The sequence below is a fragment of the uncultured Microbacterium sp. genome (assembly GCF_964244775.1).
Lineage (GTDB): Bacteria > Actinomycetota > Actinomycetes > Actinomycetales > Microbacteriaceae > Microbacterium.
Map to the genome: position 1 here is coordinate 286213 of NZ_CAXTJR010000002.1, position 26812 is coordinate 313024.

Annotated in this window: 26 protein-coding genes; 14 read left to right on the top strand and 12 right to left on the bottom strand. The window is 68.0% G+C overall.

Annotated features, from left to right (window positions below; translation table 11 throughout):
• Positions 1-67 precede the first annotated feature (67 nt).
• Positions 68-1693 (bottom strand): molybdopterin-dependent oxidoreductase, encoded by a 1626-nt coding sequence (locus tag ACFE6Z_RS06525; protein ID WP_375384895.1) that lies wholly within the window; start codon positions 1691-1693, stop codon positions 68-70.
• 128 nt (positions 1694-1821) lie between these two features.
• Between ACFE6Z_RS06525 and ACFE6Z_RS06530 the strand changes: the two genes are divergently transcribed.
• The 3 genes from ACFE6Z_RS06530 to ACFE6Z_RS06540 all read left to right on the top strand — a co-directional run bounded on the left by ACFE6Z_RS06530 (position 1822) and on the right by ACFE6Z_RS06540 (position 4922).
• Positions 1822-2736, top strand: a complete 915-nt coding sequence (locus ACFE6Z_RS06530) for a phosphodiesterase (RefSeq protein ID WP_375384896.1) — start codon at positions 1822-1824, stop codon at positions 2734-2736.
• 151 nt (positions 2737-2887) lie between these two features.
• Positions 2888-4384, top strand: a complete 1497-nt coding sequence (locus tag ACFE6Z_RS06535) for an aspartate ammonia-lyase (protein ID WP_375384897.1) — start codon at positions 2888-2890, stop codon at positions 4382-4384.
• A gap of 79 nt (positions 4385-4463) precedes the next feature.
• Positions 4464-4922, top strand: coding sequence for a DUF4190 domain-containing protein (locus ACFE6Z_RS06540; RefSeq protein ID WP_375384898.1), 459 nt, complete (start codon positions 4464-4466; stop codon positions 4920-4922).
• A 74-nt stretch (positions 4923-4996) separates the two neighbouring features.
• Here the strand turns inward: ACFE6Z_RS06540 and ACFE6Z_RS06545 are convergent, their stop codons facing one another.
• Positions 4997-5863: a fumarylacetoacetate hydrolase family protein gene (locus ACFE6Z_RS06545; protein WP_375384899.1), complete on the bottom strand. Its 867-nt coding sequence runs from the start codon at positions 5861-5863 to the stop codon at positions 4997-4999.
• 66 nt (positions 5864-5929) lie between these two features.
• Here ACFE6Z_RS06545 and ACFE6Z_RS06550 point away from each other — a divergent pair, with 66 nt between their 5' ends.
• From ACFE6Z_RS06550 to ACFE6Z_RS06560, 3 genes are all read left to right on the top strand, one after another.
• Positions 5930-7105, top strand: a complete 1176-nt coding sequence (locus ACFE6Z_RS06550; RefSeq protein ID WP_375384900.1) for a PrsW family intramembrane metalloprotease — start codon at positions 5930-5932, stop codon at positions 7103-7105.
• A 724-nt stretch (positions 7106-7829) separates the two neighbouring features.
• Positions 7830-8198, top strand: a complete 369-nt coding sequence (locus ACFE6Z_RS06555; protein WP_375384901.1) for an FKBP-type peptidyl-prolyl cis-trans isomerase — start codon at positions 7830-7832, stop codon at positions 8196-8198.
• 172 nt (positions 8199-8370) lie between these two features.
• Complete coding sequence (locus ACFE6Z_RS06560) at positions 8371-8928, top strand: YceI family protein (protein ID WP_375384902.1); 558 nt, start codon at positions 8371-8373, stop codon at positions 8926-8928.
• Between the two features lie 68 nt (positions 8929-8996).
• Here the strand turns inward: ACFE6Z_RS06560 and ACFE6Z_RS06565 are convergent, their stop codons facing one another.
• Positions 8997-9893, bottom strand: coding sequence for a DNA-3-methyladenine glycosylase family protein (locus ACFE6Z_RS06565; RefSeq protein WP_375384903.1), 897 nt, complete (start codon positions 9891-9893; stop codon positions 8997-8999).
• Positions 9894-10084: 191 nt separating this feature from the next.
• Between ACFE6Z_RS06565 and rpsO the strand changes: the two genes are divergently transcribed.
• On the top strand, positions 10085-10354 hold the full coding sequence (gene rpsO / locus ACFE6Z_RS06570; protein WP_375384904.1) for a 30S ribosomal protein S15: 270 nt from the start codon (positions 10085-10087) through the stop codon (positions 10352-10354).
• 189 nt (positions 10355-10543) lie between these two features.
• Here the strand turns inward: rpsO and ACFE6Z_RS06575 are convergent, their stop codons facing one another.
• A complete protein-coding gene (locus tag ACFE6Z_RS06575) occupies positions 10544-10702 on the bottom strand; it encodes a hypothetical protein (protein WP_375384905.1) in 159 nt (52 codons plus the stop codon).
• Between the two features lie 74 nt (positions 10703-10776).
• Positions 10777-11799, bottom strand: a complete 1023-nt coding sequence (locus ACFE6Z_RS06580; protein ID WP_375384906.1) for an isopenicillin N synthase family dioxygenase — start codon at positions 11797-11799, stop codon at positions 10777-10779.
• Positions 11800-11916: 117 nt separating this feature from the next.
• Here ACFE6Z_RS06580 and efeB point away from each other — a divergent pair, with 117 nt between their 5' ends.
• From efeB to ACFE6Z_RS06600, 4 genes are all read left to right on the top strand, one after another.
• Positions 11917-13227 (top strand): iron uptake transporter deferrochelatase/peroxidase subunit, encoded by a 1311-nt coding sequence (gene efeB, locus ACFE6Z_RS06585; RefSeq protein WP_375384907.1) that lies wholly within the window; start codon positions 11917-11919, stop codon positions 13225-13227.
• A gap of 95 nt (positions 13228-13322) precedes the next feature.
• Entirely contained in the window at positions 13323-14204 is an 882-nt protein-coding gene (locus ACFE6Z_RS06590; protein ID WP_375384908.1) for an alpha/beta fold hydrolase, read from the top strand.
• A 163-nt stretch (positions 14205-14367) separates the two neighbouring features.
• Positions 14368-15573: an LLM class flavin-dependent oxidoreductase gene (locus tag ACFE6Z_RS06595; RefSeq protein ID WP_375385007.1), complete on the top strand. Its 1206-nt coding sequence runs from the start codon at positions 14368-14370 to the stop codon at positions 15571-15573.
• Positions 15574-15595: 22 nt separating this feature from the next.
• The gene (locus ACFE6Z_RS06600) at positions 15596-16249 is read left to right on the top strand and encodes an FMN reductase (RefSeq protein WP_375384909.1); all 654 of its coding nucleotides are present in this window, start codon (positions 15596-15598) and stop codon (positions 16247-16249) included.
• Positions 16250-16295: 46 nt separating this feature from the next.
• Here the strand turns inward: ACFE6Z_RS06600 and ACFE6Z_RS06605 are convergent, their stop codons facing one another.
• The 3 genes from ACFE6Z_RS06605 to ACFE6Z_RS06615 are packed head-to-tail and all read right to left on the bottom strand — an operon-like array spanning position 16296 to position 19224.
• Positions 16296-17357 carry a maleylacetate reductase gene (locus tag ACFE6Z_RS06605; RefSeq protein WP_375384910.1) on the bottom strand — a complete coding sequence of 354 codons (1062 nt, stop codon included), beginning with the start codon at positions 17355-17357 and terminating at the stop codon, positions 16296-16298.
• Positions 17354-18238 carry a dioxygenase gene (locus tag ACFE6Z_RS06610; RefSeq protein WP_375384911.1) on the bottom strand — a complete coding sequence of 295 codons (885 nt, stop codon included), beginning with the start codon at positions 18236-18238 and terminating at the stop codon, positions 17354-17356. The genes ACFE6Z_RS06605 and ACFE6Z_RS06610 overlap by 4 nt, the downstream gene beginning before the upstream one ends.
• A gap of 8 nt (positions 18239-18246) precedes the next feature.
• Positions 18247-19224, bottom strand: a complete 978-nt coding sequence (locus tag ACFE6Z_RS06615; RefSeq protein WP_375384912.1) for an amidohydrolase family protein — start codon at positions 19222-19224, stop codon at positions 18247-18249.
• 148 nt (positions 19225-19372) lie between these two features.
• On the opposite strand from ACFE6Z_RS06615, the gene ACFE6Z_RS06620 reads away from it, so the two are divergent.
• Together ACFE6Z_RS06620 and ACFE6Z_RS06625 are read left to right on the top strand one after the other, a co-directional pair.
• Positions 19373-20890 carry a bifunctional 3-(3-hydroxy-phenyl)propionate/3-hydroxycinnamic acid hydroxylase gene (locus ACFE6Z_RS06620; RefSeq protein WP_375384913.1) on the top strand — a complete coding sequence of 506 codons (1518 nt, stop codon included), beginning with the start codon at positions 19373-19375 and terminating at the stop codon, positions 20888-20890.
• A gap of 28 nt (positions 20891-20918) precedes the next feature.
• Positions 20919-21743 carry an IclR family transcriptional regulator gene (locus tag ACFE6Z_RS06625; RefSeq protein WP_375384914.1) on the top strand — a complete coding sequence of 275 codons (825 nt, stop codon included), beginning with the start codon at positions 20919-20921 and terminating at the stop codon, positions 21741-21743.
• Here the strand turns inward: ACFE6Z_RS06625 and ACFE6Z_RS06630 are convergent.
• From ACFE6Z_RS06630 to ACFE6Z_RS06645, 4 genes are all read right to left on the bottom strand, one after another.
• Entirely contained in the window at positions 21724-22818 is a 1095-nt protein-coding gene (locus tag ACFE6Z_RS06630; protein WP_375384915.1) for a zinc-binding alcohol dehydrogenase family protein, read from the bottom strand. The genes ACFE6Z_RS06625 and ACFE6Z_RS06630 overlap by 20 nt on opposite strands.
• On the bottom strand, positions 22815-23708 hold the full coding sequence (locus tag ACFE6Z_RS06635; protein WP_375384916.1) for a fumarylacetoacetate hydrolase family protein: 894 nt from the start codon (positions 23706-23708) through the stop codon (positions 22815-22817). The genes ACFE6Z_RS06630 and ACFE6Z_RS06635 overlap by 4 nt, the downstream gene beginning before the upstream one ends.
• A 69-nt stretch (positions 23709-23777) precedes the next feature.
• Complete coding sequence (locus tag ACFE6Z_RS06640; RefSeq protein ID WP_375384917.1) at positions 23778-24695, bottom strand: VOC family protein; 918 nt, start codon at positions 24693-24695, stop codon at positions 23778-23780.
• A complete protein-coding gene (locus ACFE6Z_RS06645) occupies positions 24692-25123 on the bottom strand; it encodes an antibiotic biosynthesis monooxygenase (protein ID WP_375384918.1) in 432 nt (143 codons plus the stop codon). Before ACFE6Z_RS06645 ends, ACFE6Z_RS06640 begins: the two co-directional genes overlap by 4 nt.
• Positions 25124-25291: 168 nt before the next feature.
• Between ACFE6Z_RS06645 and ACFE6Z_RS06650 the strand changes: the two genes are divergently transcribed.
• A complete protein-coding gene (locus ACFE6Z_RS06650) occupies positions 25292-26797 on the top strand; it encodes an ATP-binding cassette domain-containing protein (protein WP_375384919.1) in 1506 nt (501 codons plus the stop codon).
• Positions 26798-26812: the final 15 nt, after the last annotated feature.

The following is a 26812-nucleotide window of genomic DNA, read 5'->3' on the forward strand; positions in this document are numbered from 1 at the left end:
GATGACCGAGTGTCGTCGATGCTCACGCGTCAACGCTAGTCGAGCGCTGGATGACTCCGGCTCGGGCTCAGCTCACGGTGATCAGCTGGCGCTGCCACCCGCTCGAGCCGTTGGGCGCGATCGGTGCGCGCTCCTCGATCTGCAGGGTGCCGTTCTTGTCGGTGGCGCGCACCGCGACGTAGTGCACCCCCGGCGAGGCGTCCCAGTCCAGACGCCACTGCACCCAGGTGTCGGCGTTGATCGGGGCGGACAGCGTCGCGGGCTGCCACGGTGCGTCGTCGATCGAGACTTCCACCCGCTCGATCCCGACCGTCTGCGCCCACGCCACCCCGGCGATCGGCACCGTGCCGGCAGGCACCGGCACCCCCGAGCGCGGTGTGTCCACGCGCGACGACAGCTTGATCGGCGCACGATCGCTGTAACCGCGCGGCGTCCAGTACGCCTGGTCGGCGGCGAACGTGGTGACCTTCAACTCGGTGAGCCACTTGGTCGCCGACACGAAGCCGTACAGGCCCGGCACCACCATCCGGACGGGGAAGCCGTGCTCGAGCGGCAGTGGCTCGCCGTTCATGCCGACCGCGAGGATCGCGTCGAGGTCGGTGTCGGTGAGCGAGGCGAGCGGGGTGCTCGCAGTGAACCCGTCCACGCTGCGCGAGAGCACCATGTCGGCGCCCGCCTGCACGCCCGCCTTGGCGAGCACGTCCCGCACCGGCACGCCGAGCCAGATCGCGTTGCCCAGGAGCGGGCCGCCGACCTCGTTCGAGACGCACGTCATCGTGATCGCGTACTCGTCGACGCCCATGCCGACGAGGTCGTCGAACGACAGCTGCACCGGAGAATCCACCATCCCGGTGACCGACAGGCGCCACGTGCCGGGGTCGACCGCCGGCACGGTCAGGGCCGTGTCGACGCGGTAGAAGTCGGCGTTCGCGGTCACGAGGGGAGTGAGGCCCGGGATGCCGAGATCGGCGCCAGGCGGGATGGTCACCGTCGTGCGGGGCGATGGGAGGCGCAGCGCCGTGCGCGCGGCGTCGATGGAGGACGTCGCCGCGCTCACGAGGCGTGCTCCGACACCGACCAGGAGCGACGAGACGCCGGTGATGCCCGCCAGGAGGAGGAACCGGCGCCTGCCCAGTGCGGCGGGAACGGCGGCGGGTACGGCGGCGGGAACGACTTCGGGAACGACTTCGGCAGGGTCGGCGGGATGCTCGGTCTCACCTCGGGCGACGCCAGAGGCCGCGCGCCATGCGCGCAGGCGCCGCACCATGAGGTGCAGCATGATCGCGCCTGCGACCGCCCCCACGACGGGTACGACGAAAGCCAGCGGAGTGGCGCCGGCCCGGGTGACGATCGCCGCGAGCGACAGGGCTCCGGCGACAGCCAGCGCGATGACGCCGAGGGGCGGCCGAAGGTACTGCACGACTCCAGCGAGGGCCGCCGCGACGACCACCGCGAGCCCCAGGCTCCCCAGGAGCACGATCTTGTCGTACGCGCCGAACGTGGTGATCGCGTATTCCTTCAGGGGCCTCGGCACGATGTCGATCACGAACGAGCCCACGGCCAGCAGCGGGCTGCTCTCCCTGGCGATCACCAGGGCGGTCAGTTCGGCCGCGGCGAGGAAGACGAGACCGCTGATCACTCCGGCGGCCGCGCTCATGGTCAGGAAGCCGATCGCGCGCGTGCGTCTGGACATCGGGTTCTCCTCGCGGAGGCGTGGTCGAGTGCCGTCCACTGTCCATTCGCCGCGGGCGGGCATTCGGATTGCCGGCGCATCGAGTTGTCCGATGCGCCCGCGGGGGAGGGGATCCCTAGGCTGGAGTCATGAGCGCAGCAGGCGAACCCGTTCAGTTCGGCCAGTACCGGCCCGCCCGACGCACGATCGTGCACCTGAGCGACACGCATCTGCTCGACGGCAATGCTCCGCTGGGTGGTCGCTACGACACCGAGGCGAATCTGATCCGGACTCTGGAGGCGGTCGAGCGCCTGGGCGTGCAGCCAGACGCGATCGTCTTCACGGGCGATCTCACCGACCTCGGTGAACCCGACGCGTACCGGCGCCTGCGGGCCGCCGTCGAACCGGTCGCGGCACGGCTGGGGGCGCCGGTCGTCTGGGTCGCGGGCAACCACGACGAACGCCCGTCGCTGCGGCGCGATCTCCTCGACCTCGAGGCCACCGAAGAGCCGGTCACCGGCGTCTGGGATCTGGGCGGCCTTCGCCTCGTGGCCCTCGATTCGAGCGTCCCCGGGTGGCATCACGGAGATCTGGATGCCGGTCAGCTGGCGTGGCTCGGTGAGGTTCTGGCGAACCCCGCACCCCTGGGCACGCTCATCGCACTGCACCACCCACCGCTGCCGAGCCACCTACCGCTCTTCGACATCCTCGAGTTGCGCGAGCAGAGCCGGCTGGCCGATGCGATCGCAGGGTCGGATGTTCGAGGCATCCTCGCCGGCCACCTGCACTATTCCACGAGTGGAATGTTCGCAGGGGTTCCGGTGAGCGTCGCCGCCGCGACGTGCTACACGATGAATCTGCAGCGCCCGCCGGCGCAGGTGAACGGGATGGACGCGGGCCAGTCCTTCCACCTGGTGCACGTGTACGACCAGACCATCACGCATGCCGTCGTGCCGGTCATCGAGGCACCCACCGGCGACTTCTTCACCGAGGAGTGGGTCGCGCAGATGGCTGCGCTGAGCCCCGACGAGCGGCTCGAGGCGTTCTCGCGCAAGCGCGGCTGAAAAGCCGCGGCGATCTCAGAGCCCTACCCGCCCGGGTGTACAGCCACATCCGGGCGGGTGTCCGCGCTGTACAGGCCAGTTCGCAGACGCCGCGAGTAGGGTCGAAGCATCCCCCTCCACTCACGAAGATGTGACCCAGAAGGACGTTTTGATGGCCCTCGACCTCGAATCCGACACGATGCCTCGCACCGCCACCCGCACCGAAAGCGACTCGCTCGGCTCGCTCGAGATCCCTGCGGACGCCTACTGGGGCATCCATACCGCGAGGGCGCTCGAGAACTTCCCGATCGCGAAGCGGCCGATCTCGGTGTACCCGGATCTCGTCGTCGCGCTCGCGATGGTCAAGCAGGCCTCCGCGCGGGCGAACCTCGAGATCGGGGTGCTGGACGCCGAGAAGGCCGACCTCATCGACCGCGCCGCACAGCGGGTGATCGACGGTGACTTCCACGACCAGTTCGTCGTCGGCGTGATCCAGGGCGGGGCGGGCACCTCGACCAACATGAACGCGAACGAGGTCATCACCAACATCGCGCTGGAACTGGCCGGGCGCGCGAAGGGCGACTACGCGTTCCTCTCGCCGATCGATCACACCAACCGCAGCCAGTCCACGAACGACGTCTACCCGACCGCCGTCAAGGTGGGCCTCTCGCTCACGCTGCGGAGCCTGCTCGACGAACTGGCCCTGCTGCGCAAGGCGTTCCTCGCCAAGGCGGTCGAGTTCCACGACATCCTGAAGGTGGGGCGCACGCAGCTGCAGGATGCTGTCCCCATGACGCTGGGGCAGGAGTTCCACGGTTTCGCGACCACCCTCGGCGAGGACTACAGCCGCCTGACCGAGAACGCCTACCTCATGTTCGAGATCAACATGGGCGCGACGGCGATCGGCACCGGCATCACCGCGCATTCCGGATATGCCGCAGCGGTGCTGCGGCATCTGCGCGAGATCACGGCGCTGGATCTGGCGACCGCGACCGACCTCGTCGAGTCCACGAGCGACACCGGCGCGTTCATGTCGTTCTCCGCGTCGCTCAAGCGCAACGCGATCAAGCTGTCCAAGATCTGCAACGACCTCCGGTTGCTTTCCAGCGGCCCGCAGGCAGGATTCGGCGAGATCAACCTCCCGGCGCGGCAGGCAGGCTCCAGCATCATGCCCGGCAAGGTCAATCCGGTCATTCCCGAGGTCGTCAACCAGGTCGCCTTCTCCGTCGTCGGCGCCGATATGACCGTGACGATGGCCGTCGAGGGCGGGCAGCTCCAGCTCAACGCATTCGAGCCGGTGATCGCGCATTCGATCTTCCAGTCGATCACCTGGATGCGCCAGGCCATGTGGACCTTGCGTGTCAACTGCGTCGAGGGCATCACCGCCAATCGCGAGAGGCTCGGGGCGATGGTGGGCGCCTCGGTGGGCGTCGTGACGGCACTCACCCCGTTCATCGGCTACGCCGCGTCGGCGGCCCTCGCGAAGACCGCGCTGCTGACCGGTCGTAACGTCGGCGACCTCGTCGTCGAGGCCGGGCTGATGTCGCGCGATGAGGTTGCCAAGCAGCTCTCGCCCGCCCGGCTCTCCGGACTCCAAGCCATCACGGCCGCCATTCCGATCGTGCAGCCGGCCGAGAACATCGTCTCCGATCCGGCTGCTCCCCACTAGCCCCGCTCGGGCGCGGCTATGTTGCTCGGGCGCTTCGAACCGCTACGGTCGAGAGACACCAGATTCTGGAGGAGCCCCTATGACCAATCCATCCGGCCCCGAAGTCCCACAGCCGCCCGCCTACCAGCCGCCGCCTGCTGAGCCTGCGCCGCCGGCGTACGCGTCGCCGTTGGCACCCGCCTACGCGCCGCCCATCGCACCGGCGTATGCCGCTCCCGGGCCTGCCGCTCCGATCCCCGGCAGGACGCTCGGGATCGTGGCGATCTTCGTCGCCATCTTCTTCAACTTCATCGGCCTGATCCTCGGCATCGTCGCGCTCGTCCAGAGCCGCAAGGCTGGTGCGAAGAATGGCCCGGCGGTCGCGGCGATCATCATCGGCGCGGTGCTCCTCGTTCTCGGGATCGTCATCGCGATCGCCGTCATCGTCCCGCTCGTCACGTTCGCCAGCGACACGGTTCAGGCCTGCGCAGCGGTCGACTTCACGGGAACGGTCGTCGTCCGCGGCGTCGAGGTCACCTGCACGTCGAGCATGCGCTGATCATCTCTGCCGCCTCAGCGGCCGACGGCGCCGATCCCCTCGGGGGTCGGCGCCGTTTCGCGTTGCGAGCGCCCTCAGTCCAGGATGCGGCAGTGCGTTGTGAGCGATCCGATGCCGTCGATGCCCACCGTGACGGTCGAGCGATCACGCAGGAAGATCTGCGGGTCGCGTGAATATCCCGCGCCCCCCGGGCTCCCGGTCGAGATCAACGTGCCGGGCAGCAGCGTCGCCGCGCGCGACAGATGCGAGATGAGCGTGGCGACCGGGCGGACCATCTGGCCGGTCGAGGCATCCTGCACCGTCTGTCCGTCCACGACGGTCCAGATGTGCAGATCCTGCGGGTCGGGGATCTCATCGGCGGTGACCACGAACGGGCCGGTCGGGGTGAAGCCGTCGAACGACTTGCAGCGCGACCACTGCGCCTCGGAGTACTGGATGTCGCGCGCCGTGATGTCGTTGACCACGGTGTAGCCCCACACGTGGTCGAGGGCGTCGGCGACCGCCACGTCCTTGGCAGGCGTTCCGATGATCACGCCCAGCTCGGCCTCGTAGTCGACCGACTCGCTGAGCGCGCGCGGCCAGCTCGTGGTCGCGTCATGGCTGCTGAGCGAGTTCGGCCACAGCACGAACACGGTGGGCGTCGAGTCGGTCTTCAGCCCCAGCTCGGAGGAGTGCGCGGCGTAGTTCAGCCCGATCGCGAGGATCACAGGCGGATTGAGCACCGCCGAGGCGAACCCGAGGTCATCGAGCGCGAGCGCGGTCTCGGCCGCCGCTGAGGCGGTTCGGACGCGGTCCAGGAGCGCGTCGCCCCCGGCGATGAGCTCCTCCAGCCGGTTCGGCGCGCCGTCGAAGAGAGTGTCGACGAGGATCGCCCTGCTCTCGCGGATGGCGGCGAGCCGCGGAACGTCGGTGCCCGGAAGGGTGACATGGGCGAAGCGCATCCTCCCACGCTACCGGGGCGCGCACCGCCCGTGCGCGCAGCGCGGCGCGCTTCTATGCTGAGCCCCATGACGTTCCCCTCGCCGCTCTCGCAGCCGCGACCGGGCGCGGGGGCGCCGATCATCGCAGCCGCTCCCTCGCCCGCACCGCTTCCGGTGCCGTCACGTCGGGGTCGCAGTGCCTCGGTCTGGGTGATCGCGCTCATCGTGCTGGTGCTGATCGGGCTCGTCGGGTACTTCCTTACGGCACTCGGACCGGTCGCCTCGCTGGTCGGCATGATCCTCGCGCTGATCCCGCTGGCCGGAGCGGTCGTGGCCGTGCGGATCATCGACCGATGGGAACCCGAGCCCCGGAGCCTCCTGGTGCTCGCCGTCGCATGGGGCGCGATCGTCGCGGTCGGCATCGCGCTCGCCGTCGACCTCGCGATCGCCGTCGTCTTCGGGCCCGTCGACACCGCCGCCCGCGATGTCTTCTCGTCGGTGATCCAGGCGCCGCTGGTCGAGGAGTTCGCGAAGGGACTCGGTGTCTTCGTCATCTTCGCCACAGCGCGCCGCGCGTTCGACGGCCCCGTGGACGGCATCGTGTACGGAGCACTCGTGGGCGCCGGCTTCGCCTTCACCGAGAACATCCAGTACTTCGCGATCAGCCTGATCGAGGGCGGCGTGGCCGATGTGTCGGCGACGTTCTTCGTGCGGGGGATCATGTCTCCTTTCGCCCACGTCATGTTCACGAGCGTGACGGGTTTCGCCCTGGGGCTGGCCGCCCGGCGGGGCGCATCCGTGCGGGGCGCGATCGGTCCGTGGATCGCGGGGATGCTGGGAGCCGCCGTCCTGCACGCGCTGTGGAACGGCTCGGCTGTACTCGGCGAGTTCTTCGTGCTCTACCTGTCGCTGCAGGTGCCTCTATTCGCCGTCTTCGTGATCGGAGTCGTGGCGCTGCGCCGTGAGGAGGCCAGGCTGACCAAAGCCAGGCTCGGCGAATACGCGGATGCGGGCTGGTTCACGGCGCAGGAGGTCGACATGCTCGCCACCGGCCCTGGGCGCCGCGCCGCCCTCGCCTGGGCGCGCACCCTCCCGGGCGGCCGGACCGACGCGATGGCCGGCTTCATCGCCGACGCGACGGCGCTCGCCTCGGCACGCCAGCGGGGCCGCACAGGTCGCGACCCGCGGTCTGGAGAAGACGAAGCGGTCCTCCTTGCGCGCACGGTGGCCGCGCGCAAGGCGCTGTTCTCCGCGCCGCGGTGATCGAGTAGCGAGCCTGCGAGCGTATCGAGATCCCTCAGACCGAGGCAGTACGCGGGTCGTGATCTCGATACGGCGCTGGCGCGCCTACTCGATCTCCGCGGGGGGCGCTGGCGCGCGCCGCGGTGATCGAGTAGCGAGCTTGCGAGCGTATCGAGATCCCTCGGGCCGACGGAGTACGCGGGTCGTGATCTCGGTGCCCGCGCCGCTCTGCACAACTTCGGCGATCTGCACGGTTTCGGAGCGTTCCGGCGTGGGAAGCCCGATGACCTCCAGATCTCCGATGTTGTGCCTTGCCAGGTCGGACCCCCGCTCCGCCTGCACGGCCCCGCGCCGCGGTGATCGAGTAGCGAGCTTGCGAGCGTATCGAGATCCGCCGGACCGACGGAGTACGCGGGTCGTGTTCTCGGTACGGCGCTGGCGCGCCTACTCGATCTCCGCCGCGGGGGACGCTGGCGCGCCTACTCGATCTCCGCCGCGGGGGACGCTGGCGCGCCTACTCGATCTCCGCCGTGGGCGGCGCGGCCCGGCGCCGCGGTGATCGAGTAGCGAGCTTGCGAGCGTATCGAGATCAGCACCCGCACACACTCAGCGCCCGGTGCCGCGGCAATGCCTGCGTGACGACCGGGCGCTGAGTTGACCTGACCTCAGCATGCCTACGGCACGGATGCACTGTCAAGACCCCCTCACGTTGACCCGCACCGCCCAGCCGGGGTTGGATGGACTCATGACAGATGACCGCACGAAGCCCGAATTCGACGCCCCCCAGGGTCCTGCTCCCACCGAACTGGTCATCCGCGACCTGATCGTCGGAGACGGACCCGAGGCTAAGCCCGGCGATACCGTCACCGTCCACTACGCCGGTGTCGAGTACGACTCCGGGGAGGAGTTCGACTCGTCGTGGGGGCGTGGCGAGAGCATCCAGTTCCCCTTGCGCGGGCTCATCCAGGGCTGGCAGGACGGCATCCCGGGCATGAAGGTCGGCGGACGCCGCGAACTCGTTATTCCGCCCGCGCTCGCCTACGGACCGGCCGGTGGCCACTTCCTGGGCGGAAAGACCCTGATCTTCATCATCGATCTCATCGCCGTCGGCTGAGCCCGTCGAATCCTGAAGATGTACACCCGGAGGGCGGGGGCCACGCGGCGCCCGCCCTCCGTTTCTCGTTAATTCGGAGTTTCTTCTGCATTCATGGGAATAGAAGCGTCCCAGGGCAGAGTTGCACCCACCAAGCGGCCGGACCGCCGGCCTCCGACACGAGAGAAGCAAAATGACTGAGACCACCCTTGACATCCCCGGGTACAAGACCGGCACCTGGGTCCTGGACCCCGCGCACAGCGACGTGAGCTTCGTGGTTCGCCACATGATGATCTCGAAGGTGCGCGGCACTTTCAACGTCAAGGAGGCGACACTGATCGCCCCGGAGAATCCCCTCGAGGCAACGCTGACCGCGCACGTCGACGCGACGTCGCTCTCGACGAAGGACGAGGGTCGCGACCAGCACCTCCGTTCGGCCGACTTCTTCGACGTGGAGAACTTCCCGACGATCGACTTCGTCTCGACAGGAGTGCGCGTCGAGAAGGGCGAGTTCCTCGTCGACGGCGACCTGACCATCCGCGACACGACCAAGCCCGTCACGTTCGACGTCGATTTCGGCGGCTTCGGCCAGGACCCGTGGGGCAACTACAAGGCGGGCGCGACGGCCAAGACCGTCATCAACCGCGAAGACTTCGGTCTGACCTGGAACGCGGCGCTCGAGACCGGCGGAGTGCTCGTCGGCAAGGACGTCACGATCGAGCTCGACCTGCAGGGCGCGCACCAGGCCTGATCGACTCGCGCTCTTTCGAGAGGGACGGATGCTGCGGCATCCGTCCCTCTCTCGTTCACGCACTGCGGTCAGAGTCGCTGACCCACGGCCCGCAGCGTGACCGCGGCCCACGTCCGGAACGGACGCCACGCCTCGGCGCGCGTCACGAGCTCTGCGTCGCTCGGCACGTGGTCGAGGCCGTACAGGTCGCGGATCGCCTCGCGGGAGTGCGTCTCCTGCGTGGACAGCACGTCGGTGAGCCCGCACGACCGCACGACGATCAGCGCGCTGTAGAAGGGGCCGATTCCCGGGAGGGTCTGCAGCTGGGCCATGGCCTCGGAGGGGTCGAGCGCCACGAGTCGGTCGATGTCGAGGAAGCCGCCCATCGCAGCCTCGGCGATCGCGTGGAGGCGGGGGATGCGGTCGGCGGGGAGTCCGGCGAAGTCGTCGATGCCGATGAGCTGCGACGGGGTGGGCAGCGCGGCCTCCGCGCGACCGGCGAGTTCGAACACGGTGCCGTGCGCCTCGGAGAGGCTCCGGCGCAGCCCGATGCCCTGTGCTCGGGCGCGCCGTGCCGAGATGATCGACCACACGGCCGCCTCGTACGGTGAGTAGAAGTTCGCCGGGCGGAAACCGGGCGCCAGGGCGTGCAGCCTCCTCAGCACCGGGTCGGCCGCGCATACGGCGCCCCAGGCGACGCCGTCGTGGTCGGCGGAGACGACGCGCGCGACCTGGCGAGCGACCGCGTCGAGATCGAGCTCTCCCTCGTCGCCGGCGGTGCGATGGACGTGGAGATCGAGCCGGTCGCCTTCCTGGCGCACCTCCACACCGACGTGCCGGTCGAGGGAGTCGACGCAGAACGCGAGGCGCATCACCCCGTCCCACGTTCGTTCGTCGCGGTGACCGAACCCCATCATCGCGACCTCGCGCAGGTCATAGGGCCCGCGCAGCGGGATGGTGATGTTCAGCGGTTCGACGACGGCCATGAACGCATCATGACGCGCCCCGCCGACATCCCCCTATCAGGGAGCCGGGCGGAAGCGGTGGTCGGCGCCGTTCCGCACGCGCTTGCGTGACTGGTAGACTCTGGAGGTTGCCGTTCGATCGGCCGCGGATAAAGAGAGCCCACGCATCAGGCGATGGGCGCCGCGCAATGACCAGGAAGGGGATCCCATCTATGCCACTCGAATTCGAAGCCAAGAAGGCGATCATCGAAGAATACGCGACGCACCCGGGTGACACCGGATCCCCCGAGGTGCAGGTCGCGATGCTGACGCAGCGCATCAAAGACCTCACTGAGCACCTGAAGGAGCACAAGCACGACCACCACTCGCGTCGTGGCCTGTTCCTGATGGTCGGTCAGCGCCGCCGTCTGCTCGGCTACCTCCAGGACATCGACATCGCGCGTTACCGCTCGCTGATCGAGCGTCTCGGACTCCGCCGCTAGCGCGACTCAGCGTATATCGCACTTCTGAAGGCCGTCCCACGGTGTGGGGCGGCCTTCGACGTTTGCGTCGACCACACGACTGCAGGACTAGACACTGAGACAGGAGTATTCTCCGGCATCCTTCCTGATCCCGGTATTCGTCCTGCGTCGGTGCGGCGCTTCGTCTCGCGTCGCTCGCTCGACGACCGGTCAGCTCGAGCGTCGGATGTAACGCAACAGCCCGGCGATGATCGCCACGACGATGATGACGATGCCGATCCAGAGCAGGAACTTCGCCGCTTCGACGAGAAGTCCGAACACCAGAAGGACGGCTCCGATGATGAGCAGAATGATTGCGAGTGCGGCCATGGTTACACCGTGGCCCGTCCCGCCGCGACGCGCGACCGCTTGACAGCGGCAGCGTCATCCGCCTAGACGCTCGCTCAGGCGGATGACGCTGCGCGCTGCGCCACCAGATCGGCGTGGTGCAGCGCAGCAACGTCCGGGTGTGCCCGCAGGCGCGACTTCAGCGCGTTCTCGCCGTAGAGCGCGTGGATGGGGTTGTTCGGATCCTGCGTGACGCCGTGTGCCTCGGCGGCGAGCTCGGGCGGCAGTTCCAGCAGCGGCAGCCGCTGGTCGAGCGCGGGGTTGAAGAAGAAGGGCACCGAGATGCGGTCGTCGGGGGAGCGCGGCGACACGACCCGGTGGTTGGTGGCGGTCAGGTAACCCTGCGTCGCGTACTCGAGCAGTTCGCCGATGTTGACGACGAACGCGCCGGGCACAGAAGGAGCATCTACCCACTCTTCACCGCGCTGCACCTGCAGGCCGCCCTTGCCGGGCTCGACCCAGAGCAGGGTCAGGACTCCCGAATCCTTGTGGGCGCCGACACCCTGCCGCGGTTCGGGGTCGGTCGTGCCGGGGTAGCGCACGATCTTGATCAGGGTGGACGGTTCGCCGAAGTGCTCGTCGAAGTAGGGCTCCGGAGCGCCGAGCGACAGCGCCCATGCTCGCAGCAGCTTCCGCGAGATGCCCGACAGGTGCTCGTGCCACTCCGCGACGACCTCGCGCAGCTCGGGCTGCGCCTCCGGCCACAGGTTGGGGCCGATCAACCGCAGGTACTCGCGACCGGAGGTGTCGGCGACCGGTTCGCGCTCGGGACCGATGTCGATCTGTTCGCGCCAGTCGATGCGTCCCTGCGTTCGCTCGCCGCCGACCCGGGTGTAGCCGCGGAAATGCGGGCTCTTGACGTTCTCGATCGCGAGCTTGTCGGCCTCGGGGAGCTCGAAGAAGTCGCGGGCGGCACGGTGCAGCCGAGCCTCGAGCTCGGGTGGGATGCCGGTGCCGGTCAGGTAGAAGAAGCCGACGTCGTGCGTCGCGGCGCGCAGTTCACCGCGGAAGCGTTCCGCGTCGTCCTGTCCGCCGTCGAGCAGTGAGAGGTCAAGAACGGGGAGGGGCGACTCAGCCATGGTCCGAGGGTAGGCAGGGCACCCCGCATCCGCTCGTTTTTTGCCCTCGATGACGTGCTCGTCGTCCTTCCCGCTCTCAGCCGATGGACACCATCCTGCAGTAGCGTCTATCGCGATATGTCCGACGAGATCGACCCGCCTGCGACCGGGCTCCCCGAGCCCGAGGAGTCCGCGCCGACGGGTGTCTCGCGCAGGGGCCTGCTGGGGCTGGTCGGTGCCGGTGCCGCAGGGCTGGTGGTCGGCGGAGCCGCCGGAGCCGGTATCGCGGTCGCGGCGAAAGCGACCGCCGCCCCGCCCTCGAGCGCGACCTACCCGTTCTACGGCGAGCATCAGTCCGGCATCACGACGCCGGTGCAGGAGCACCTGCACTTCGCGTCGTACGACATGATGTCGCGGACGACACGGGAAGACCTGATCTCACTGCTGCAGGACTGGTCGTACGCGGCCTCGCGGATGACCCAGGGCCTGGATGTGAGCGCGACGGGCGCCGTCAGCGGCCCGGTGGAATCGCCGCCCGACGACACCGGTGAAGCGATGGGGCTCGCGGCGGCCGGGCTGACGATCACGTTCGGATTCGGCCCGACGCTGTTCGAGAACGCCGGCGAGGACCGGTTCGGGCTCGCCGCTCAGCGCCCGGCCGAGCTTCAGGCGCTTCCGGCATTTCTCGGCGACGCCCTCGACCCTGCCCAGAGCGGCGGCGATCTGTGCATCCAGGCGTGCGCCGACGATCCTCAGGTCGCCGTGCACGCGATCCGCAACCTCAGCCGTATCGCGTTCGGCCGCGCGAAGATCCGCTGGTCGCAGCTCGGGTTCGGCCGCACATCCAGGACCACGGCGGCGCAGACCACGCCGCGCAACCTCTTCGGCTTCAAGGACGGCACCGCCAACATCCTCGCGGACGACTCCGCCGCCCTCGCCGCCGACGTCTGGATCGCCTCGGATCAGCCGGCCTGGATGGCGGGTGGTTCGTACCTGGTGGCCCGCAAGATCGCGATGATCATCGAGTCGTGGGATCGCGTGCGCCTGGCCGAGCAGCACCGCATCATCGGCCGTGACAAGGGACAAGGCGCACCCCTCTCCGGGGGCGACGAATTCACCGCGCCGGACTTCGCAGCGACGGGCGCCACGGGCAAGCCGCTGATCGATGAGCGCAGTCATGTGCGGCTCGCCCATCCGGACCACAACAACGGCGTGCGGATCCTCCGCCGCGGGTACAACTTCGTCGACGGCAACAATGACCTCGGCCGCCTCGCCGCCGGCCTGTTCTTCCTGTCGTTCCAGCGCTCGCCCGCCCAGTTCGTCACCCTGCAGCGCGCACTGTCGACCGACGCGATGAACGAGTACATCCGCCACGTCGGTTCGGGGATCTGGATCGTTCCCCCCGGAGCCACCGCAGGATCGTACGTCGGCGCCGCGCTCCTGGCCTGACGCCCGGAGATCGCAACGCCTCGCCCGCCGCGAGCTGCTCCCGACCGATGGACGGGTATTGTCGTCCAGCGAGGAACGGGTGTGAGGCACGATTTATGACGACGTTGGATGAGGCGCGCGAGCGCGACCGGACGATTCCGGACCTGGACTGGCACGTATTCCCCGAGGGCACCGTGCGCGACCGGTTCACCGCTCCGAGCGGTGAACTCGCGCGTGTGCGGCTCGGGCCCGACGACGGACCGAGGGTCGTGCTGGTGTCGGGGGTCGCTGGATCGAAGGAGGACTTCATCCGCCTGTTCCCGCTGTTCGCCGCCGTGGGATACCGCGTGGAATCCTTCGACATCGCCGGCCACTACGAGTCGGTCGACGCGGGCCCGGATAACCTCGTGCCGCCGCGCGCGCATTACGATTACCGGCTCTACATCGACGATCTGGTCGCCATCCTCGAAGACGGCCGCACTCCCGCGCACGTGCTCGGGTTCAGCTTCGCCGGGCTGGTGGCCGAGCTCGCCCTCATCGAGCGCCCCGATCTGTTCGCGAGCCTCACGCTGATGGCCGCGCCGCCCGCGACCGGGCAGGTGTTCCGTGGCGTCAAGCACATCGGGCCGATCTCCGACATGCCGCCGCACCGCGCGGCGGGCCTCATCCTGTGGGGGATCCGCTACAACCTCAATCGCACCCCTCCGCTGCGGATCGCCTTCGTCCGCGAGCGGATGGCGATCACCAAGCGGGCCGCGATCGACGACATCGTCGGCGAGATGATGGCGATGCCCGACGTCGCCGACGAGGTCGCGGCCACCGGCATCCCGAAGCTCATCGCCGTCGGCGAAGAAGACCTGTGGCCGACCGCTCAGCATGCCGCGTACGCGGAGCGCATCGGGGCACGCCTCGCGCTCTACGCGACCGGTCACGCGCCGTGCGAGACGGCGCCGCACCAGCTCGTGCGCGACATGCTCCGCCTCTTCGAAGGCGAGTGACTCGAGCAGGATGCCGCGCCACGCGGCGTCCGCCGCTTCGGCGCGCCTCGGGAATAACCTGGCAGGAGACGTGTTGCACGAGATACATTCAAATGCATAGATCGGATGCCACGGCATCCGGGAAGCGGGAAAGATCGTGAACGACACCACCGAGTGGCCGGCAATGCAGTTCGGACTCTTCAGCGTGAGCGACATCACGCAGGATCCGACGGACGGCACGACGCCGAGCGAGGCCGAGAAGATCCGCAACACGATCACGATCGCCCGGCACGCCGAAGAGGTCGGTCTCGATGTCTTCGCGCTCGGCGAGCATCACAACCCGCCGTTCTGGTCGTCGTCGCCGACGACCACCCTCGCCTACATCGCCGCGCAGACCGAGCGTCTCGTGCTCTCGACCGCGACCACCCTGATCACCACGAACGACCCGGTCAAGATCGCCGAAGACTTCGCGATGCTGCAGCACGTCTCCGGCGGCCGCACCGACCTCATGCTGGGCCGCGGCAACACCGGCCCGGTGTACCCCTGGTTCGGGAAGGACATCCGTCAGGGCCTGCCGCTCGCGATCGAGAACTACGCGCTGCTGCACAAGCTGTGGCGCGAAGACGTCGTGGACTGGGAGGGCACGTTCCGCACTCCGCTGCAGGGCTTCACCTCGACGCCGCGCCCGCTGGATGACGTGCCGCCGTTCGTCTGGCACGGTTCGATCCGCACGCCCGAGATCGCCGAGCAGGCCGCGTACTACGGTGACGGATTCTTCGCGAACAACATCTTCTGGCCCTCTGAGCACTACCAGCGCCTGATCACGCTGTACCGGGAGCGCTACGCCCACTACGGTCATGGCACCCCCGAGCAGGCGATCGTGGGTCTCGGCGGTCAGGCTTTCATGGCCAAGAACTCGCAGGACGCGGTGCGTGCTTTCCGCCCCTACTTCGACAACGCACCGGTCTACGGCCACGGCCCGTCGCTGGAGGACTTCACCGAGATGACCCCGCTCACCGTGGGCTCGCCGCAGCAGGTCATCGACCGCTACGCCGGCATGCGCGACCTCTTCGGCGATTACCAGCGCCAGCTGTTCCTCATCGATCACGCAGGTCTCGCGCTCAAGACCGTGCTCGAGCAGCTCGACATCCTCGGCGGCGAGGTGGTTCCCGTCCTCCGCAAGGAGCTCGCGAAGAACCGTCCCGCTGACGTTCCGGATGCTCCGACCCACGCCGCGCTCGTCGCCGCCAAGTACGGCGACGGCGACGTGCGCCAGGCGCGACCGAACGCCAACCGTGGCGACAACGTGACCGGCGGCTCGCCCTACCAGGACACTCCGTCTTCACAGGATGCGGCGCCCGCAGGCGCGGCGTTCGGCATCGGCCGCTGACCCGGCGATGCGAGACGAGAAGATGAGCACTCAGACCTCACGACGCATCGCCGTCATCTCCGCCGGCCTCTCCAACCCCTCCTCGACCCGGATGCTGGCAGACCGGCTCGCTGCGGCGACCGTGCGCGATCTGGCCGAGCACGGGGAGGAGGCCGAGGTCGACGTATTCGAGATGCGCGACTATGCGCACGACATCATGAACAACCTGCTGACCGGCTTCGCACCGCTCGCCCTGGAGTCAGTGATCAACACCGTCGTGTCGGCCGACGCGATCATCGCGGTGACGCCGATCTTCTCGACGAGCTACTCGGGACTGTTCAAGTCGTTCATCGACGTCCTCGATCCCGACGCCCTCACCGGCACGCCGGTGCTCATCGGCGCGAACGCGGGCACGGCACGGCACTCGCTCGCGCTCGATTACACGATCCGCCCGCTGTTCACCTACCTCCACGCCGAGCCCGTGCCGACGGCCGTGTTCGCGGCGTCGAGCGACTGGGGCACGACCGCCGACCAGGTCGCTCCGCTCGGCAACCGCATCGACCGCGGGGCCCGCGAATTGGCCGACGCCATCGCGCGGCGCCCGGCGACAGCATCCGTGGATCCGTTCGATCCGGCGCACTACCTCGGGGAGGGTCGCTCGTTCGGCCACCTGCTCGGCGGTCTCGCGGGGGAGTAGCCCTCAGCGCGGCCCGAGACGGGAGCCACGCCTCCGCCGCAATCGGTCAGATATCGACCCCGTCGAGGGCGGCCCGCACTACCGCGCGCACACCCTCAGGCGTGACCGGTCGCGCGTTGGCGTAGGGCTGGCTCGTGACCAGTTCGACGATGCGCTCGACCGCATCATCGCCGAGCCCCAATTCACGCAGCGATCGCGGTGCGCCGAGCGCGATGCTCAGCTTCTGCAGCCCGCTGGCAGGTCGCGGCATTCCCGTCGCCCGCGCGAGGGCGGCCATGGCGACCGGCGCGTAGTCGGCGTTGAAGTGCAGAACGTGGGGGAGTACGACCGTGTGGGTCTCGGCATGCGGCAAATCGAACGTGCCGCCCAGCACATGACAGAGCTTGTGGTGGAGCGACATGGTGGTGGCCCCGAGCACCGCCCCGCACAGCCACGCCCCGTAGAGCGCGTCCGCCCTCGCCCCGCGGTTCGTCGGATCACCCGCTATCACCGGTAGCGCGCCCACGATCGAGCGCACACCTTCCTCGGCCATGAGCGATACGACCGGCGAGCGGTCCGGCGCGTAGAGGCCCTCCGCGGCATGTGCGATGGCGTTGAACGCGCTTGAGACCGTGATTCCCACCGGCAGCGCGAGGGTCAGTTCCGGGTCGTAGATCACGCTCGCCGGCAGCACCTTGGGGTCGCGGCCCGTCTTCTTCTCGCCATCCGCGGTGATCCCCCAGATCGGTGTCATCTCCGACCCGGCGTAGGTGGTCGGAACGGCTATGATCGGCAGGCCGGACTCGAGGGCGATGGCTTTGCCGAGCCCGGTCGTCGAGCCTCCGCCGATCGCGATGCAACCGTCCGCACCGGCGGCTTCGGCGGCACTCCTGGCGGCGCGCGCGGAGGCGATCGGCACGTGCATCTTGGCCTCGGTATAGACGCCCGCACTCAGGTCACCCAGGAGGCCCGAGACCTTCTCCGCAAGCCCGCTCTGCGACGGCGTCGAGAGCACGAGCACGCGTGAGAGCCCGAGGTGCCGCACTTCGTCGGCGAGGGACGCGAGCGATCCCGCACCGAACACCACCCGCATGGGCAGCGATCGGTACCGGAAGTCTTCGGCGGTCATGGGCGCGGCGACGGGTGCAGCACGATGTCGATGCTCGTCTCCAGGAAGGGGCACGGGAGCCCCAGTCGCCCCGCCAGCGCGGCATCCGCGTTCTCGGCGAAATGAGTGATCAGGCTTCTCTTGACCGCGAACACGGCGTCGGAGTCGATGTATGGGCTGCCCTCCACGAAGATATGCGTTGTGAGCGTGTCGTAGTCGACGGCACTCACGATGAAGTGGATGTGGGCTGGACGGTAGGGATGACGCTTCGCCGCGTCGAGCAGCACCCCCACCGGCCCGTCGGTGGGGATGGGGTAGTAGCTCGGCACCACGCTGCGGAACCAGAACTCGCCATTCTGATCGGCCGTGATGAGTCCGCGCCCATTGCCGATCGTTTGGATGCCGGGCTGCTGCACGTCGTAGAAGCCGTGGGTATTGGCCTGCCAGAGGTCGAGGCGGGCGTGGGGGATGGGGTCACCGGAGATGGAGAGCACGCGCCCCCGCACGAGGCAGACCGGGCCATCGCTTTCCGGCGAGATGTTCGCGCCGAGTTCGCGCACCGGAGAGGCGACCATGTGGAAGGGGCCGAGCACGGTCGAGTCGGTGGCATCCGGAGTCTCCGCGTCGTTGATCGTCTCGACGAGCATGGAGATGCCGAGCACGTCGGAGAGCAGGATGAACTCCTGCCTCGTGTCGTCGCTCTTGTGGCCGGTCGCCGTCAGGAAGTCGATGCCGTACTCCCACTCCTGGATCGTCGGCTCGACCTCGCGCACGAAAGCGTGCAGGTGACGGGTGAGGCTCTCCAGCACCTGCCTGGTGCGCGCGTTCGCCGTGTTCGCGAAGCTCGCGACAACCGCGTCGGTGAGCGTATCGGCGTTGTAGTCGGTGGTCTGCGCGGTCATGGGGTGACTCACGCCGGTACGATCTCGGACAGACGCAGCAGCGTTTCGGCGTTGCGGAACGAGATCTTCTCGCGGTCCGCTTCGCTGATGGGCGCGACGTCGAGGAACTGGCAGGCCTCGCTGATCGACTCGAACGGGTAGTCGGTGCCGAACAGGATGTGGTCGGCGCCGAGCGCGAGGAGCGCGCACAGGAGGGGCGCTGACGAGTCCACACCGCTGGTCGTGATGTAGAGGTTCTCGCGCAGGTAGTCGGAGGGTCGCTCGCGGGCGAGCTCGACGCCGTGATGGTTGTGGAAGTTCCAGCGCGAATCCATGCGCCAGAGGACGAAAGGCAGGCCCTCACCCATGTGGCCCAGCAGCAGCTTCGCCTGGGGGAAATCGTCGAACACGCCGCCGAAGATGAGGCGCAGCGCGTGCGTCGAGGTGTCGATGCCCCAGCTCCACATCGGGCCGATCAGTTCGGGATGCCCGGATAGGACGTGCGCGGTATCGACTCCGTTCGCCGGGTGCAGGTACAGCGGAACGTCGAGGCCTTCCGCGCGCTCCCACACCACGCGGAAGGTGGGGTCGTCGAGGTAGGTGCCGTTGGTGTGGGCGTTGATCAGCCCGCCCTTGAGGCCGAGTTGGGTGACGGCGCGCTCGAGTTCGTCGGCGGCGGCCCGTGGGTCCTGCAACGGAAGGGCGGCGAAGCCGGAGAAGCGGGTGGGGTGTTCGGCGATCAGGCCGGCGAGGAAGTCGTTGACCGTGCTGGCCTTGGCCACCGCGGTCGCGGCATCCTTCTCGGCCTGGATGCCGGGGGAGTTCAGCGACAGCACCTCCATGTCGAGGCCGTACGCGTCCATCTCCGGAATGCGCTCCTCGGTGAAGTCCAGGAGGCGGCGGGACGCGTCCGCCCAGGCCTTCGGCTGCGCGATCGCGCTCGTGCCCGCGCCATAGCCGACGAGGTCGGGGGTGACGAAATGCTCCTCGAGCGCGATCTTCTTCATAGCTCCTCCTTGAGTCTGTCATTCCGTGGCCGTCGATGGGCTCCGGTGGCATTCACCTATATGCATTGACTTCACTCATAATGAATCATAGAGTCTGCTCAGTCAAGAGACTGACTCACGCGGACGTGAGCGCGATCGAGGGAGAACTGTGACCGAGAACTTCGACATCGCGGTCGTGGGGTACGGGCCGGTGGGCATGACCACCGCAGCGTTGCTCGGCCGAGCCGGCTATAAAGTCGTCGTGCTCGAGCGCTACGCGGGCCTCTACAACCTGCCCCGCGCCGCCATCTTCGACGATGAAACGATGCGCACTTTCGCCAAACTCGGGATCTCCGACGAGTTGCTGCCGAAGCTGCACGTGCAGGAGAGCTACGACTGGCAGAACGGCTCGGGCGAAACCCTCATCCAGCACGCGTTCGACCGCGTCGGGCGCAGCGGATGGGCGGAGTGGTACATGATGTACCAGCCCGACCTCGAGGATGCCCTCGACCGCACGTGCCGACGGAGCGGCACCGTCGAGGTGCGTTTCGACCACCCCGTGACCGGATACGAGCAGGATGCCGACGGCGTGACGGTGCAGACCGAACTCGGATCGATCCGCGCCGACTATGTCGTCGCCTGTGATGGCGGCAACAGCTTCACCAGGAAGGCGCTGGGCATCGGGACGACCGATCTCGGCTTCTCGGAGCCGTGGATGGTCTGCGACTTCACGCTCACGGGGCAGCCCGACCTCCCCATGGCCCGCCAGGTCTGCGACCCCGCGCAACCCATCTCGATCATTTCGCTGGGCCCCACGCATCATCGCTTCAGCTTCATGCTCGACTCCGAGGCCGATTTCGCCGCAGAGAGCGCGCCCGATCAGGTCTGGAGGCGGGTGGCGAAGTACCTGCATCCGGCCGACGCCGAACTCATCAGGGTGGCCACCTACACCTTCCGCTCGATCCTCTCCGACACCTGGCGCCACGGCCGGATCCTGCTCGCCGGGGATGCCGCCCACCAGATGCCGCCCTTCCTCGGTCAGGGCATGTGCTCGGGGATCCGGGATGCGCAGAATCTGGCGTTCAAGCTCGACCTCGTGCTCTCCGGTCGGGCGGGAAATGAACTGCTCGACAGCTATCAGCCCGAACGCGAACCGCACGTGGAGGCCGTGATCCGCAAGGGCATGGAACTCGGCCGGGTGCAGACGACCAGGGACGTCGAGGCGGCCACGGAGCGCGACCGCCTGTACCTCGAGAACCGCCGACTGCGAAAGACGCCCGAGAAGATCCGCTTTCCCGGAATCGGACCTGGGCTTCACACTGATTCCCCGGCGAGCGGGGCGCTCTTCCCGCAGGGAGTCATCGAGGTGGGTGGCCGTCGCGGCCTGTTCGACGAGGTGCTGGGCTACGGCTGGGCGATACTCGAGCGCGACGAGCGCGGCGAGATCCGAGCCGGCGTCGGACGCTTCCCCGAGGCTTTGGGGCCCCGGGACCTGCTTGTCGATGCCGACGGCGTGTACACGGCCTGGTTCTCACAGAACGACGTGAAGGCCGTCGTCGTGCGTCCGGACTTCTACGTCTACGCCACCGCGACAGTTTCGTCGAGCGCCGCCATCGTGCTCGACGAATTGCACACCGACCTGGCGAAGAAGGGCGATTCGGCCGTCCTAGACTCTGCACAGCGGTGAATCGAGCCGGGCAGGGAGATGGGTGCGGGTGGAGGAGAACGATGCGGTGAGCCCTCAGGCCGGCATGCGGCAGGGCATCCAGTCGGTCGAGATCGCTATGACGGTGCTGGAAGCTCTCGAGCATGGCGGCGGTCCGATGTCGCTCAGCGATATCGCAGCGCGCAGCGCGCTGCAGCCGAGCAAGGTGCACCGCTATCTGGTGAGTCTCACCCGAATCGGTCTGGCCTCGCAGGCCCCCGGCTCCGGCCTCTACGACCTCGGTCCGTCGATGCGCCGGCTCGGAGCCGAAGCGCTGCGGCGCACCAATGAGGTGGCGACAGCATCCGAGTACGCTCCGCTCCTTCGCGACGCCACGGGTCATTCCGTCAACCTGACCGTGTGGTCCGATGAAGGGCCTGTCGTCGTTCGCTGGGATTACGGGTCGCACGCCCTCTCGCTGAGCGTCCGGGTCGGGGCGACACTGCCGCTGTTCACCTCATCGGCGGGCCGCGTGTTTCTCGCGTACCTTCCCGAACGAATGACGGCCGCTGCCGTTCAGGCCAATCTCGGCGCCGCGGCAAGCCTCCCACTCGGCACCGCCGACATCGCAGAGATCGTGCGGGACGTGCGCGCCCGCGGCCTCGCGCTCACCACCGGAGGCGTCATCCCGGGCATCTCTTCGATCTCGGCACCGATCTTCGCCGCCTCAGATGCATTGCCACTCGCGATGACCGTGGTCTTCCCTCGCGAAGAGATGGACGAGAGCGAGGTCGCGAGCGTGCAGCAGAAGATGCTGGAGACGACGGAATCGATCTCGCGTGAACTCGGCGACGTGGCTCGGTCGGCGACGCCCACTATCCGATCGTCAGGATGACGCGGCCGACGTTCTCTGACGACGCAACGTAGCGGTGGGCGTGCGCTGCGTCTTCAAGTGGGAAGGTGCGGTCGATCTGGGCACGAAACCCTGCGCTCAGTTCCGCCCAGGCCAGGTCCACCGATGCCAGGTTGCCGGTGCGCACGCCGACCACCCGCTGGGATAGCAGGTAGAGGCGCCGCACGTTGATCGGCACCTCCAGCCCGAGGAACGCGCCGGATGTCACCACCGTTCCCCCGGGCGCGAGGGCGTCGAAGCAGCGCCGCCAGGTCTCCTCCAAACCGAGGTTGTCGACGATGAGCTGTGCGCCGAGACCGCCGAATGCGGTGCGCACCTGGTCGGCGAAGTCCTCGTCGTGGGTGCTGAGCACGTGCTCGAAGCCGAGTTCGCGCAGCCGCGCGCGTTTGGCCTCGTCACGCGAGGTGACGACCACCGTCGCCCCGAGATGCTTCGCGAGCAGCGCGGTGGTGGAGCCCAGGGCGCTCGTTGCGCCCGGTACGACCACGCGCGAGCCCTCATGGATGCCGCCCACCCGCACGAACTGGTTCATCGCCACCGCTCCGGCGAGTATCACCGCGACGGCCTCCGCTGGATCGACGTCGGCCGGCACGATGCGCACATTGCTCGCGGGCACGGCGACGTACTGCGCGTATGCTCCGGGCCGGTGGGTGCCGATCATGCGCACACCCGGCGAGACCTCCGAGTGGCCGCTGCGGGTGTATTCGTCTTCGAAAGCGTTGTAGACCGGGAACGTCGCCACGTGGTCGCCCAGCGCCAATCCCGTTACCCCCTCGCCGACGGCCGCGACGGTTCCCGCATGCTCGGCGCCCAGGATGTGCGGCAAGGTCACGGCCGAGGCGAACGGCTCGAGACCGGCACGGGCCGCGAGATCCAGGGTGCGGCCCACGGCGACGGCAGCCACCCTGACGAGCACTTCTCCGGCCTGGGGCTCGGGTGTTTCGACCTCGCCGAGGGTGAGCACCTCGGGCCCCCCGAACTCGCTGAAGGTCACCGCCCGCATGGAGGGCGGCACGGGGCCGGCCTCCGGCCAGGAAATCGCCGATGAGTCGGTCATGCCGCTACCATCCTGTTCTCGATACGCCCGATGCCCTCGATCTGCACCGCGACGACGTCCCCGGCGCTGAGGAACGTGCCCTTGGGCATTCCGACCCCGGCGGGTGTGCCGGTGAGGATGAGGTCGCCCGGTTCGAGGGTGATGAGCTCGCTCGCCCCCGAGATCAGACCGTCGATACCGACGACCAGGTTGGAGGTGTTCGAGTCCTGCGTGGTCACGCCGTTCACCGTGAGCGTCAATCGCAGGTGGTCGGCGTCTTCGAGGAACCACCATGGCACGATCCCCGGACCCACCGGACAGAAGCCGTCGAGGCCCTTGTGCGCGAGCCAGTCCCAGGCGAACGGGGGGAAGACCGCGCCGGGCCGCGAGAACAGACCGCGCGCAGACAGGTCGTTCGCGACCAGATAGCCCGCCACGTGAGAGCGTGCCTCCTCGAGCGGCACGCTCTTGCAGCGGTCGGCGATGACGACTCCGAGCTCGGCTTCCCAATCGACGTTGGCGCCGGACCGCGCGGGCAGTTCCACGTCCGCCGAGGGCCCGACGATGGTCGTCGTGGGGGGCTTGAGGAAGAAGAATGGTGCCGCCGTCGGATCCGGTGTCTCAGTCCCCATCTCCTCGGCGTGGTCGTAGTAGTTGGCTCCCGCGCAGAGCACCTTGCGCGGATAGGTGATCGGCGCGACCAGCCGGGCGTCGTGCACGGCGCTGAGCGATTCCGGGTCGAGGGCGCGCAGCCGGCTCTGCCAGACCGACCAGTCATCCAGCAGCTCGAGCACCGTCTGCGGCCAGCCGGAAGGGAGGGCGTGGATGGCGTCGTGGACTCGGATGCCGGCGATAGGGCGATCGTCGCCGACCGTGACGAATTGCACGAGAAGCCAAGGAGCCGTGCGCATGGTGGACCTTTCCCAGCTACGTTGCGAGGGGCAGCCGGTCAGCTCCCCGGTCATCAGCCTGCGAGTTGTTCAGTGGACGAGCTTGTCCGGGTTGATCGGACCCCAGCTGTTGACCGCGATGAGGTCGACCTCCCAGGTCTTCGGATACTGCGGGAAGTCCTCGTGCCACGGACGCGGCTCGAAGTAGCCCTTGGACTCGTCGTGGATCATGTCGATCTGAGTGAACAGCTCGATGTCGTTGCCGTCGGGGTCTTGGTGGTAGGTGAAGATATTGTGTCCCGCACCGTGGCGTCCTGGCCCCCATTCCAGACGGTAGTTGTTCTTCGCGAGATGATCGAGCATGGTCTGCAGATGGTTCAGGTCGCGCATCTCGTACGCGATGTGATGCATCCCCTCGCGCGTTTTGGAGGCCATGAAGTTGGCGGCGTGGTGATCGGCGTTGCAGCGCAGGAAGACGAAGAAGTCTCCGATGGTGTCAGACCACTTGAATCCGAGCAGGTCCTGGTAGAAGTCCTGTGACGGTTTCAGGTCGGGAGTGAACGCCGCGACGTGGCCGAGCTTGGTGGGCCGGAGCGGGGTGTACCCCTCGACGCCGCTCGACGCCTGCGCGTCATAGAGGTGGATCGGCACGCCGGTGCCCGGCTCCTCGAGCACCAGCACGGCGGGGATCGATGGAGCGAGATCGCTGCGACGCTCGACCGCGTAGCCTGCGTCCCTGAGACGGCGTTGCGCATCGGCAAGGTCTCCCCAGACCTCGTAGCCGACGAAACTGCGGGCTTTGGTCTGCCCCTGCTGGATGACCACGGCGTGGTGGTCGAAGCCGGTTGTCAGGAAAGCCTCGCCGTTGGTGCGCTCGACGAGCACGAAATCCAGCACCTTCGTGTAGTAGTCGACCATCCGATCTACGTCGAGGGTCTCGAAGCCCACGTAGCCGATCTTCGACACCGTCACCGGCGTCGAGGCGGGGGGTGTCGTGGAATCGCTCATCGTCGGGCTCCTTCTGTTGCGGGGGTTTCTTCGCTCCCGTGCGGTCGGAGTTCGAACTCGCCCGAGGGTTGGGATGCGATCCAGTGATCTTTCACCACTCCGTCCGCCACGCCCGAGTAGCCGTTGACGATGCACTCGAATATCGACGGGTGACCCTTGACTCCCGGGATGCTGTACTCGCCCGGCACGTACTCCGCGTGTGAGTCCTTCCAGTGCTGTCCGCTCTCCCACCGAGCGATGTTCACGTAGCTGAACGTGTCGTTGCCGATGTCGGTGTTGCGGTGCAGGTGCGTCTCGATCAGACCCGATCCGCTGGTGCGGTAGTGCTCCGCCGTGATCTTCCACTCGGCGAGGAACTCTTCGTGCTTGTCCTTCGGGACGATGAACACGTTGATGAGGGTGGCAGCCATGAGATCTCCATTGATCATTCACTAATGGTGAAGTCGTTCACTGAAGATGCTAGCCAAGACTTGCGCCGCGCGCTAGGGGGGTGTGCGCGGTGCCGACCGCCCATTGTGCTGCGCCGAGAGTCTATGTACTATGACGCAACGGATTCACAATAATGCAACGCATTCACAATGCTGTGAAGGGTCGACATGTCAGACGGGTCGGGAGACATCCTCGCGGTGAGCCACCTCACGCGTCGATTCGGCGGGGTCACCGCGCTGAGCGACGTGAGTTTCGAGGTCCGTGCGGGCGAGAAGCTCGCGGTCATCGGCCCCAATGGGGCCGGGAAGAGCACCCTTCTGCGACTGATCGCGGGGCAGGATGCTCCCACTCGCGGAGCCATCGCGCTCGACGGCAGCGGTCGGGTAGACGGCAAGACGGCTCACTCCCTCGCGCGGCGCGGTGTGGCGCTGGCCCGCCAGGTTCCGAAGCCTCTCCGTTCGCTGAGCGTTGCCGACAACATCCGGGTCGGCCTCGCCGCCGGTAACGCGCGCCGCACCGTCTCACATGCCGAGCGCCTGAATGAGATCCTCGATCTGACGGGGCTCGCCAGCAAACGCGATCGCCCTGCGAGCAAGCTGCCCCTCCTGGACCTGAAGCGGCTAGAGGTGGCGCGGGCGCTGGGAACCGAGCCGAAGCTGCTTCTCCTGGACGAGGTGAGCGCGGGCTTGAATGCCAGCGACCTCGACGAAGCGATCGCGCTGATCGCCGAGATCCACCGGCATGGCACCTCGCTGATGATCGTGGAGCATGTCCAGAAGGTCGTGCACGACCTGGCCGACAGGGTCATCGTGCTGAACTGGGGTTCTCTGATCGCTGAGGGCACGCCGGCCGAGGTCACCGCAAATGAGGAGGTGGGGCGCATCTACCTCGGCTCGGGCCGGGTCGCCAGCACAACGGCGGCCGTGGACCGCGAGGCGCGCGAGACCGGCGCGGTGCCCGGGCAGTCGCGCGATGGCCTCACGCTCGAGTCGGTATCGGCGCGGCGTGGCGCGATCGTGGCGCTGACCGACATCTCGATAAGCGTCCGTCCCGGCGAAATCGTCACCGTCCTCGGAGCCAATGGCGCGGGCAAGACCTCGCTCACCCAGGTGATCAGCGGGCTGCTTCCCGCCTCCAGCGGACGGGTGCTCTGGCAGGGAGAGGACATCACGAGCGTGCCGGCCTTCCACCGGGCGACAGCGCGGATCGCGCACTGCCAAGAGGGCCGTCGGCTCTTCGTCGGCTTGACCGTGACCGAGAATCTGGAACTCGGCGGATTTCGCGTGCCCCGCGCCGAACGCGACGACCTCAAGGCGATGGTCTTCGACATCTTTCCCGTCCTGAAAGATCGCGCGAAGCAGGTGGCGACCACCATGTCGGGTGGGCAGCAGCAGATGGTCGCGATCGGCCGTGCCCTCATGGCCAAGCCGCTGCTCCTGCTCTGCGACGAGGTGACGCTGGGGCTGTCTCCGAAGGTCGCCGACGAGATCTACCTCGCCCTGGAGCAGGTGGCCAAAACCCACACGAGCATGCTCCTGGTCGAGCAGGACACCGACCGCAGCCTCGCTGTGGCTTCCCACGCCTATCTCCTCTCGCGCGGGCGCGTCGTCTACGACGGCCCTCCGCGTGCGCTCGGCAAGGAACAGCTCCTCGAGGCATATCTGGGCACCTGATCCAGCATCCACCCG